Source organism: Bacteroides sp. (genome assembly GCF_028690125.1).
Lineage (GTDB): Bacteria > Bacteroidota > Bacteroidia > Bacteroidales > Bacteroidaceae > Bacteroides.
Map to the genome: position 1 here is coordinate 1 of NZ_JAQVBV010000109.1, position 4,106 is coordinate 4,106.

4 protein-coding genes and 1 pseudogene are annotated in these 4,106 nt (G+C 41.3%); 4 read left to right on the top strand and 1 reads right to left on the bottom strand.

Features of this window, described 5'->3' with window-relative positions; all coding sequences use genetic code 11:
• Positions 1 to 124, bottom strand: a pseudogene (locus tag PHO71_RS25380) (DNA (cytosine-5-)-methyltransferase); the annotation flags it as partial.
• Positions 125 to 424: 300 nt separating this feature from the next.
• On the opposite strand from PHO71_RS25380, the gene PHO71_RS25385 reads away from it, so the two are divergent.
• The 4 genes from PHO71_RS25385 to PHO71_RS25400 form a co-directional block, all read left to right on the top strand.
• Positions 425 to 1,537, top strand: coding sequence for a tyrosine-type recombinase/integrase (locus tag PHO71_RS25385; protein ID WP_300208975.1), 1,113 nt, complete (start codon positions 425 to 427; stop codon positions 1,535 to 1,537).
• Complete coding sequence (locus tag PHO71_RS25390) at positions 1,537 to 3,504, top strand: tyrosine-type recombinase/integrase (RefSeq protein WP_300208976.1); 1,968 nt, start codon at positions 1,537 to 1,539, stop codon at positions 3,502 to 3,504. Before PHO71_RS25385 ends, PHO71_RS25390 begins: the two co-directional genes overlap by 1 nt.
• Complete coding sequence (locus tag PHO71_RS25395; protein ID WP_300208977.1) at positions 3,491 to 3,877, top strand: DUF6262 family protein; 387 nt, start codon at positions 3,491 to 3,493, stop codon at positions 3,875 to 3,877. Before PHO71_RS25390 ends, PHO71_RS25395 begins: the two co-directional genes overlap by 14 nt.
• A 46-nt stretch (positions 3,878 to 3,923) precedes the next feature.
• Positions 3,924 to 4,106: hypothetical protein (locus PHO71_RS25400; protein WP_300208978.1), on the top strand; the 183-nt coding region annotated here is incomplete at its 3' end.

Genomic DNA, 4,106 nt, shown 5'->3' on the forward strand with positions numbered 1-4,106 from the left:
CGGGGAATCGGATTTTCGTCACTTCAATGGGAAAGGCTTCGATTTCACTGGCCCATACGGGAGTGATACCGTTGCGGATAGCCGCCAATGGAAAACCTCCGATCCCATCGAAGAGGCTCCCCATCGTAATATGGAGTGGTCTTTCCAATCGTTCAGATAGTTCATCAAGTATATAAATCACCTACCTTTCCTTCGTTGTTGAAACAAAAACACAACTTGTTTTTTGTAGTACAGATAGTTCAGATGCTATATCCCAAATTTTCCTTGGGCATACTGCTCACATCCTTTCAAAAAGCAAAGCTTGGCAATGGTGCGCACCATTGCCAAGCTTTGCTTTACTGTATAATTTTATTGAGGAGGTCATGCGGAATTTATTGCAGCAAATAATTTACCGCCATTGCTGCAGAAGAAAGAGAGGATATTTATGCGAGTAGAAACATTCAAAACCGGAAGAGGATTAACCAGATATCTTTTGGTCGATTCACTTGGAATTCCGATTGCGCCGGTACTACATTTTTTGCGATTTAAGGACAACTGCGGTAGAGCACGAAACACGTTAAAAGCCTATTCCTTTCATTTAAAGTTTTATTTTGAGTACCTTGAGTCTCTGAATATGACATTTGAAGAGGTTGGGATAGATGAACTGGCAGGCTTTATCCGATGGCTGCAAAACAACGGGCATCGTAGCAATATTATTTTGCTTTCGGGTGCATCCACACGATCAGCGGAGACAATCAATGTTTATCTGTCAACTGTTTACGCATTTTATGATTACCTTGCTCGCCACGAAGAATATAGCCTTCGTCTATCAGAGAAACTCACCCGTGCCGTATCTGCTTCAAGTCGTGGATTTAAGGATTTTCTTTACCACATCAATAAATCAAGGCAAATTGAAACACGAATTATTAAACTCAAAGCATCAAAAAGACGTATAAAAACTGTCAGAAAATCTGACATAGTGCTTGTATTGTCTGCATGCCACACATCCCGTGATCGTTTTCTTATACAACTTCTATGGGAGAGTGGCTTGCGAATTGGAGAGGCTTTGGCTCTTTGGATTGAAGATATTGAGCCTGATGCACATCGAATTCATGTTAAAGATCGGGGGGAACTGGAAAATCTCTCCGAAATAAAAACTGTATGCAGTCCAAGAACTGTTGATGTATCCGCCCATCTCATCAATTCGTTTTTTGAGTACATAGCTGAAGCACATACCGATGATGTGGACACAAACCATATTTTCATAAAACTAAGTGGTACCAACAAGGGAAAACCGCTTGATTACAGCGATGTATCCGCATTGATTCGCCGTCTTTGTAAAAAATCTGGTGTGCATTTTACAGCTCATATGCTGCGGCACTCATCTTTTTCAGAGCTGCGGCGACTTGGATGGCCAGTGGAGCAGATACAGGCACGTGCCGGACATTCGTTTGTGCAGTCAACTTATGTGTACCTGCACTCCGATGATGAGGATTTACGCAAGCAGTGGGAGCATTCCGAGCAACAGATGAATTTACTGAAAAGGGGTGATGAGTAATGAACCTTGCATATGATTATCAATTTATACCTACACCGGATTTGGGTAGGATTTCAAAAATACAATTGTTTCTACAAGGGACACATTGGGAAAATGATATTTGGAATTTAGCTGATCCCTTTTTTGATGAGCACCGTAATAGTGCTGCTGACTATAATGTAGGCCGTATTTCTTTTTCTGAAATTCCGAAGCTTTTTAAGCTTGAGCTGAAATACTATCTCGCTATGCGTATCTCACAAAAAACATTGCACATGTACACACTTTATTCTGACTATCAGTTTGCATTCATTGCTTTTATGCGTTTTTTGCACGAGTATCATCCTGAAATACGTAGTTTTTCGGAAGTCAAGGTGATAGAGATTCAGGCTGAATGGCTGGATCATCTGAGGCGAAATAGTTACCACACAAAACGGTCGGCATATAAGGCACAAGTATCAAAACTGCATCTATTCTTTTTGGATTTTTATGATACACGGGAGGAATTCGAGAAGGATATTTGGGATTGTCGTAAAATCCCATGTGTCAACATCCCGATCAACTCTACCACTTATAGGCTTAACTTTACATCTGTTCCGTACGCATTCCGTGAATTGGCTCGACGCTATATAAAACTTCGAATAACAATAAATTCAACATCGCAGTCCCGAAACGAACTGCATGCTATTTCGCAGTTTTTACAATTTATAGCAGATAAAGAACCTACGTGGATAAATTTGAATCATCTTTCACGCCACCATATGGAGGATTTTCTCTCGTACTATTTGAGTGAATATACGGCCAGAACAAGAGCTATCCTTAACAAGCTTATATTCATAAAACACTTTCTCGATCGTATTCAGCAATTTGATTATCCAGAGGCCCCTTTAATTCCATCGCCATCTCTACTGTATTTTGAGGATATCCCTCGTCCTATGGAGCCACCACCAATGCCGGGACGTATAAAATATATCCCAGAAGGTGTCCTGCTACAGTTGAAAGAGCATTTAGAACATTTGGTACCAGCCGAGTACATACCTATTGTAATTATACTCATGGCATCTGGATGGAGAGGTTCAGATGTGCTGGGATTGAAATATGACACATGTCTTGAATGTACGGAACAAGGTTGGTACTTGCAGGGTGATATTGCAAAAACTCGGATTGTTGATCACCGCATTCCTATCACAGATGAGGTTAAGGCGGTCATTGAATCGGTTGCACAAATTGCTAAATCAAAAAGCACAGAGCAAAACAATCCGCGACACTTACTCTTTAACAGATACAGTGGTAAACGCATGGGAAAATCCCCGACCAATTTGCAAATTAGCGAAGCATTGAATCGCCTTGCACAAAAGTATCATATTGTCAATGACCAAGGCCATGTACATCATTTTGTAGTTCACTCGTTCCGCCATACAAAAGGCGTTGAACTAATCAATAACGGAATGAGCTTGATTCATGTTCAGAAATGGATGGCTCACATGTCCCCCGAAATGACATTGGTTTATGCCAAGGTGCTGGATACAACACTCAGGAAATCTTGGGAACAAGCTGTAAAAAATGGGGTCTTTAGAATAACGCCCTCCGGTCATCTCAAACAAATCGATATTTCTTCCATAGAAGATGAGGATTTAATTGAGTGGGAATATATCAGGTATAACCTTGATGCTGTCCGAATGCCTCTTGGATTCTGTATGAAGCCAAAAAAACAAGACTGTTTTACACAACTGAATCCTTGCCTAACATGTCGTAATCTTTGCACTACCCCTGATTTTTTGCCGCAATATGAGGTTGAAATCCAAGAAACCAAGACCTTGATTGAACGTGGTAAAATGCAGGGACGAGACATATGGGTAGAAAAAAATCAGCATCTGCTTGAGCGATACGAGGAAATTGTTTCTATTCTAAAAACCGGACATACACGCCACCTCGCCGGAAAAAAAGGGCGAGAATTTATTGGGGAGGAACGCACAAATGCCAAAGAATAACCATGTTCGCAATGTGAATGGCTTATTATCTCATGCTGCATCCAAGAGCAAAGCAGTATCACAGCGTATTGACACGGCCATTAGAACACTAATTGGGCAGAATGCTTCTGTAAATTTTAACGCTGTTGCTAATCTTGCTCATGTTTCAAAAACAACTTTGTATAGTAATCCAGACTATCGTTTGCGTATAGAACGGCTACGACAAAACGCACTTACCACACCTCCGCACACTACAAAGAGCAAGGTTACCGACAGGAGCAAGGATGTCCTCCTTGCTGCGAAAAACAAACGTATCCGTGAATTGGAAGCGGAAGTTGAAAGATTATCCGAAATCCTCAAGCACTATTATGGCAGCGAATATGACAAGTGTTAAGGAGAATACCTCGACAAATTGATTGTTCTTAGTGTATATAGCCAGTATGGACAAACCCTTGAAAACAGAGGGCTTGTCCACACTGAGTCTATATTACCATCGTCATCATCAGAGTGTACCCATTTGCATTTGGGGAGCTGTGTTCCTTGCTGCTCCAATGCGGAAGCCTTGCTCATATTCCATCACTCTGCGTGTGGGAATGCCAAGCTTTTCTGCTTCTTCGATTTCT